General features: G+C 60.8%; 7 protein-coding genes. 4 read left to right on the forward strand and 3 right to left on the reverse strand.

The annotated features are described in order from the left end of the window. Positions 1 to 68 precede the first annotated feature (68 nt). On the reverse strand, positions 69 to 956 hold the full coding sequence (xdhC, locus tag VE934_RS15470) for a xanthine dehydrogenase accessory protein XdhC (RefSeq protein ID WP_324889098.1): 888 nt from the start codon (positions 954 to 956) through the stop codon (positions 69 to 71). Between the two features lie 138 nt (positions 957 to 1094). Between xdhC and VE934_RS15475 the strand changes: the two genes are divergently transcribed. Beyond that, positions 1095 to 1613 carry a hypothetical protein gene (locus VE934_RS15475; RefSeq protein ID WP_324889100.1) on the forward strand — a complete coding sequence of 173 codons (519 nt, stop codon included), beginning with the start codon at positions 1095 to 1097 and terminating at the stop codon, positions 1611 to 1613. A gap of 151 nt (positions 1614 to 1764) precedes the next feature. Here VE934_RS15475 and VE934_RS15480 read toward each other — a convergent pair whose 3' ends face one another. Beyond that, on the reverse strand, positions 1765 to 2793 hold the full coding sequence (locus VE934_RS15480) for a tripartite tricarboxylate transporter substrate binding protein (protein WP_324889102.1): 1029 nt from the start codon (positions 2791 to 2793) through the stop codon (positions 1765 to 1767). 93 nt (positions 2794 to 2886) lie between these two features. Next, entirely contained in the window at positions 2887 to 3240 is a 354-nt protein-coding gene (gene uraH / locus VE934_RS15485) for a hydroxyisourate hydrolase (RefSeq protein ID WP_324889104.1), read from the reverse strand. Positions 3241 to 3304: 64 nt separating this feature from the next. On the opposite strand from uraH, the gene VE934_RS15490 reads away from it, so the two are divergent. From VE934_RS15490 to uraD, 3 genes are all read left to right on the forward strand, one after another. Then, the gene (locus tag VE934_RS15490) at positions 3305 to 3970 is read left to right on the forward strand and encodes a GntR family transcriptional regulator (protein WP_324889106.1); all 666 of its coding nucleotides are present in this window, start codon (positions 3305 to 3307) and stop codon (positions 3968 to 3970) included. Beyond that, positions 3967 to 4899 (forward strand): allantoinase PuuE, encoded by a 933-nt coding sequence (gene puuE / locus VE934_RS15495; protein ID WP_324889108.1) that lies wholly within the window; start codon positions 3967 to 3969, stop codon positions 4897 to 4899. The genes VE934_RS15490 and puuE overlap by 4 nt, the downstream gene beginning before the upstream one ends. Before the next feature lie 2 nt (positions 4900 to 4901). Further along, positions 4902 to 6657 (forward strand): 2-oxo-4-hydroxy-4-carboxy-5-ureidoimidazoline decarboxylase (uraD, locus tag VE934_RS15500; protein WP_324889110.1); only part of this gene is annotated, 1756 nt, incomplete at its 3' end.

A 6657-nucleotide genomic window follows, 5' to 3' on the forward strand; every position in this document is an offset into this window, starting at 1 on the left:
ACGAACTCGAGGCGACCCGGCAGGTCACCCGGCTCCGCTGCGACCGGTGATAAAAGTGTATGCGATCTTTACCGGCGGCTACGCGTCAGCAACTGGGCGGCAACAGACACGGCGATGACCTCGGGCTCTTTGCCCACGACATCCGGCAGCCCAATGGGGCAAGTCACCTGAGCCAACTCTTCTTCGCTATAACCTCGTGCCGTGAGGCGATGCCGAAAGGTTGCCCATTTGGTCTTGCTGCCAATCAGACCGATAAAGGGCAGGTCCGCCCTCTCGCGCTGGCGGTCGAGGCAGGCGGCCACGATGTCAAGGTCCTCGGCATGGCTGAAGCTCATGATCAGGACCTGCGAATCAGGCTCCAGGTATCGCACCGCCGTCTGCACCGGATCGGAGTGTTCGCAAGTGATATTTGGCCCCCACGCTTGCTCACTCCGTGTAGCGCTCTGCCCCCCGAGGGGGTTCATTTTTCCTTGGGGCTGCCCGGCGGAAAAACCTTGCTCAGCATCCGAAAAAATTCCGTCACGACTGTCAAACCAGCTCAGCGCAAACGGAAGCCGCGATAAAACCTGAACCAAAGCATGGCCGACGTGCCCGCCGCCAAAAAGAGCAACTGCTTGTAAATGTCCGTTCAGGCCGGATTGGAGAAGCGGCACATCGCCGGGGCCCACTTTCTCATACCGTAGTCCGACGACTCCGCCGCAACACTGCCCAAGTGAGGGGCCGAGCACAACACGCACGAATTGCTCACAGCCGTCACCTTGAAGGTGCGACTTTGCACGGGAAATGGCTTCGTATTCAAGGTGGCCGCCGCCGATGGTGCCTACGACCGCATCAGCAAAGACGGCCATCCAGGTTCCAGCCTCCCGCGGCACCGAACCCTCAGTAGAGTCCACCCGCACCAGCACAGCAGGCTCGCGGGAAAGCCGCTCCAGAAATTCACGCTTGTGTTGGCTCACAGTACAAACCCTTTAATACTGGCATTTTCTTTTCGACATGCCGCCGGCAAATTCGGCAAAATATGGACAGGGTATTTGGCCGAACGCAACCAGTCTGCACCATAGCAGCACGCGTTCAGCCTCCACTACAAGGAATGTATGTCTGATTCTTCTCCACGCCGCCTGTGGCTACTGGCCGCGCTGTCAGCAGCAGTAGGCGCGCTTGTTTCGGCCTGCAAAACGGCGCCTGAACAATCCGCAGGCACATCCGGCGGCTCCCCGGAGCCGAGTTCGCCCGTGACTGGGCCTATCCCTGCCGCACAGGGTTCTGCGCGCGCTTCACCGGCAACGACACCACGTGCATACCGCCAAAGCGGTGCCAGTCACCTGTATGGTCTTCATGCAAACCGGATTTACAAGGGAAGAATGCCGCCGCTTTTGTATGCCGTGGGCGTGTTGAATGTGGAGATCAACCAGGTCGGCACTGTCACGCGCCTCGACTGGATGCGCGCACCCAGACATGCACCCGAGGTCATTGCAGAAATCGAACGCATGATCAAAAACGCGTCCCCGTTTCCCGCACCGACGCGCATTGGGAAAGTTGTCTATACCGACACCTGGCTATGGCACAAAAGCGGCAGGTTCCAGCTCGACACCCTCACTGAAGGGCAGGATTAGGCCCCCACGGTCGCTCACTTCGTGTAGCTCCCTGCCCCCCGAGGGGGCCGCTGCGCCTGCGGCCCGGCGAAGCCGGTTCCGCGGCCCCTGCTTGAATTAAGACCCCCTGCCCGTTCCTCCTGAGCTTGTCGAAGGATGCCCCTCTGCCGGTCTACTCAATCTTCAAGTTCTGGGTTTTGACGACATTGCGCCAGGCGCGGTAGTCGGCTTCAATGAAATGCCCCAGCAATGCGGGAGAGCCCGGTGCGGCTTCCACGGCGTCGGTTTTGAAGCGGGCCACCACATCAGGCAGAGCCACAACCTTGTTGATCGCTGCATTGAGGGCGTTGACGATGGCCGGTGGCGTACCTGTCGGCGCCATCAGCGCAAAGTAGTTCACCACGTCAATGCCGGGCAGGCCGGCTTCGGTCATGCTGGGCACATCGGGCAACGCACTGGAGCGCTTGGCACTGGTCACGGCAAGAGGTTTGATACTGCCGCTTTTGATAAACGGAAGCAACGCCGGAATGGTGCCCGTGACAAGCTGGATCTGCCCGCCAATCATGTCCATCGTGGCGGGTGCAACGCCGCGGTACGGAATGTGGGTGATAAAGGTTCCGGTGCGGGCCTTGAGCAGCTCCAGCACGAGGTGGTTAACGCCGCCCGCACCTGCCGAACCGTAATTGAGCGCACCGGGCTTTTGTTTGGCAAGCGCGACCAGCTCTTTCATGGAGTTGGCCGGAAGCTTGGTGTTCGCCGCCCAGACCAGCGGTCCGCTGGCGATCATCCCGACGGGCGTGAACTGGCGCAGCGGGTCGTAGTTGGCGCTGGGCAAAGACGCCGCCACGGTGGTGAAGGGTGAAGCCACCAGCAGCAGGGTGTAGCCATCCGCCGGGGACTGCGCGACAAACTGGGTACCGATGGCACCTGAGGCACCTGCGCGGTTATCCACCACAAAGGTGGCGTTCATCGACTCACCCAGCTTTTGTGCAATCAGCCGCGCCATGGCGTCGGTACCCGCGCCCGGGGCAAACGGAACCACGATCTTGACAGCCCGGTCGGGATACACACCACCCGGCGCCGGAGCGCTGGCCGGCGCTTGCGCCCAAACAGGCGGAGCGGCCAGACTTGCGGCAGCGCCCGCAGACAACAACAGGGCTTGACGGCGGCTCAGGGCGCCCTTTTTGGGATGGATGTTCATGGGGTGAATAGTAGTAAAACTTTCGATTGTGTCCAGGCTGGATGACGCCCGGATGACAGGCGAAGGCGATCAGGGACCGGTTATGTGGCGCTTTCAGCTTCCCCGATACGTGGCATAGCTCCAGGGGCTCACCAGCAGGGGCACGTGATAGTGCTGCGTCGTATCGGCCACGCCGAAGTCCAGCGTCACCTTGTTCAAAAAATTGGGCTCCGGCAAGCTAACGCCGCACCCTGCAAAATACGCAGCCACGTCAAACACCAGTCGGTAGGTGCCGCGCTGCAAGGTGTCGTTGTCATACAGCAAACCGTCCGGGTTGCGTCCATCGCTGTTCAGCACAAAGGATTTCACCAGCGTGGACTGTGAACCCTCGGTGGTGTAAAGCTCAACAGCCATCCCGGCAGCCGGTGTGCCATGCATCGTGTCCAGAACATGTGTGCTCAATCCCATGTGTTCCTCCCTTTCATAGACTAAAAGTGTATACACTTTGCTTGCTTCACGGTATCATTTGCCGATGGACTTGCCCACCACCAGCGCCATTGTTGAAGCCCTGACCAAGGCCATTGTGGAGCATCGGCTGCACCCCGGCACCAAGCTGGCCGAGCAAAAACTGGCCGATCACTTTGGTGTCTCCCGCACATTGGTGCGCCAGGCCCTCTTTCAACTCTCGCAAAACGGGCTGATCCGGCTGGAGCCCGCGCGCGGCGCTTTCGTTGCAACCCCGTCTGTGGCGGAGGCTCACCAGGTGTTTGCCGTTCGCCGCATGCTGGAGGCGGAAATGACGCGAGCCTTTGTTCGCGGCGCAACGCCGGCAAAAATCAGGGCACTCAAAGATCACGTGGCCCAGGAAAAACTGGCAGTTCAACAGCAGGACGTGTCCGCCAGAAACGAGCTGCTTGGCGATTTTCATGTGCGCATGGCCGAGTTGATGGGAAACGAGGTGCTGGCACACATGCTGGGCGATCTGGTTTCGCGCTGCTCCCTGATCACCCTGATGTACCAGAACGCCAGCGCTGCCGAACACTCACACGACGAACACGCGAACATCGTCAAGGCTCTGGCCGCAAAGGACGAGGAAACAGCGGTGCACCTGATGATGGAACATCTTGAGCATGTGGAGAAGAGCCTTACCTTCGACCGGAAGATGCCGGTCAACGAGATTTCGATGGCCCTTTCATGACCCCCTACCCCAGAGATTTAGTCGGCTACGGCCGCAATCCACCCCATGCACGGTGGCCAGACCAGGCCCGCATCGCTGTGCAGTTTGTGCTGAACCACGAAGAAGGCGCAGAAAACTCGGTGCTCCACGGCGACGCGGGTTCAGAGCAGTTTCTGTCCGAGATGGCCAACCCGCCCAGCTATGCGGACCGGCACCTGAGCATGGAAGGCATTTACGAATACGGATCGCGCGCCGGCGTCTGGCGCATCCTGCGCGAATTTGAAAGGCGCCAGTTGCCCCTGACCGTGTTTGGCGTCGGCATGGCTTTGCAGCGCCACCCTGAACTGACCGCCGCCTTTGTCGAACAGGGACACGAAATTGCCTGCCACGGCTGGCGCTGGATCAATTACCAGAATATTGACGAAGCGACCGAGCGCGCGCACATGCATCAGGCTGTGGAAGTCATCACGCAGATGACGGGCCAGCGCCCTCTTGGCTGGTATACCGGCCGGGACAGCCCCAACACGCGTCGGCTGGTTGCTGACGAGGGCGGCTTTGAATACGACAGTGACTACTACGGCGACGACCTGCCCTTGTGGATGAATGTCCGCAAAACCGATGGCACTTTGGTCCCCCGCCTGGTGCTGCCCTACACCCTGGATACCAATGACATGCGGTTTGCACTGCCCCAGGGCTTTGCGCAGGCTGATGATTTTTTCGTCTACCTGCGCGACAGCTTTGATGCGCTGTATACCGAAGGCGACCCGAACGGCCTGGATGCGCCCAAGATGCTCAGCATCGGGATGCACTCCCGCCTGCTCGGGCGGCCCGGGCGCATTGTGGCGTTGCAGCGTTTCCTGGACCACGTACAACAACACGACAAGGTGTGGATCTGCCGCCGCATTGACATCGCGCGGCATTGGCAAAAAGTACACCCCTGCAAAGATTGATCATGACGCCCTCCCTTGAACAACTCAACGCCGCGCCGGTCATGCAGGCCGCCGCCTGGCTGGACGGCCTGTACGAACACTCCCCCTGGATCGCCGAAGCAGCGCTCGCACACCGGCCTTTTCAGTCGCTGGCGCAGCTCAAACACGTGATGGCGCGCATCGTCAGTGACGCGGGTCGTGACGCCCAGCTGGCGCTGATCCGCGCCCACCCTGAGCTGGCGGGCAAGGCCATGGTCAGCGGCACGCTGACAAGCGATTCGGCCAGTGAGCAAACCAAAGCAGGTCTCACGCAATGCACGGCAGAAGAGTTTCAGAAAATTCAGCAACTCAACGCTGACTACAACGCAAAGTTTGGCTTCCCATTCATTCTGGCGGTGCGCGGCCCGCGAAGCACAGGCCTGGGCAAGCAGGAGATCATCGACACCTTTGAGCGTCGGCTGGCGAATCCGCCCGACTTTGAACTGGGCGAATGCCTGCGCAACATCCACCGCATCGCCGAGCTGCGCCTGAATGACAAATTCGGTCTGAACCCCCATCTGGGCAACACGGTCTGGGACTGGCAGGAGCAACTTAGCACCTTCAGCGACCCCGGTTATGCAGAAAAGGCCCAGCTCACAGTCACCTACCTGACCGACGCGCACCGCAGCGCCGCAGCGCAGATTGAGAAAACCATGCGTAACGCCGGTTTTGACGAGGTGGCGATGGATGCAGTCGGCAATGTGGTGGGTCGCTACAAAGCATCCAAACCAGGCGCCAAAACATTGATGACAGGGTCCCACTACGATACCGTGCGCAACGGCGGCAAGTACGACGGGCGGTTGGGCATTTTTGTGCCCATCGCCTGCGTGGCTGAACTCAAACGACAGGACAAACGCCTGCCCTTTGACTTTGAGGTGATTGCCTTTGCGGAAGAAGAAGGCCAGCGTTACAAGGCCACATTTCTCGGCTCGGGTGCGCTGATCGGCCAGTTCAATCCTGCCTGGCTGGACCAAAAAGACGCGGACGGTGTGACCATGCGCGAGGCCATGCAGCATGCAGGCTTGCCAGCGACTTTGGACGCCATTGCTGCCTTGCAGCGCCAGCCAGCTGACTATCTTGCCTTTGTAGAAGTGCATATTGAGCAGGGCCCGGTGCTGAACGAACTCGACATCCCCCTGGGCATCGTGACCTCCATCAATGGCGGAGTGCGTTACCTGTGCGAGGTGACCGGCATGGCCAGCCACGCCGGCACCACGCCCATGAACCGGCGCCGCGACGCCGCTGTGGCTGTGGCAGAGCTGGCCTTGTATGTCGAACAACGCGCAGCTCGCGACGGCGACTCGGTCGGCACCATCGGCATGTTGCAGGTGCCCAGTGGCTCCATCAACGTGGTGCCTGGCCGCTGCCAGTTCAGCCTGGACTTGCGTGCTCCCACTGACCCGCACCGCGACGCCATGGTGACCGATGTGCTGGCCGAACTCAAAGCGATTTGCAAGCGCCGGGGCCTGACCTACTCTGTCGAGGAAGCCATGCGCGCTGCCGCCGCGCCCAGCGCACCCGATTGGCAACAGCGCTGGGAGCGCGCGGCAGGCAGCCTGGGTGTGCCGCTTTACCGAATGCCCAGCGGCGCGGGCCACGACGCCATGAAACTGCACGAGGTCATGCCGCAAGCCATGCTGTTTGTGCGCGGGCAAAACTCTGGCATCAGCCACAACCCGCTTGAGAGCACGACCAGCGATGACATTGACCTGGCGGTGCGGGCGTTTCAACATCTTCTGG

This window comes from Polaromonas sp., from assembly GCF_035638815.1.
Lineage (GTDB): Bacteria > Pseudomonadota > Gammaproteobacteria > Burkholderiales > Burkholderiaceae_C > Polaromonas.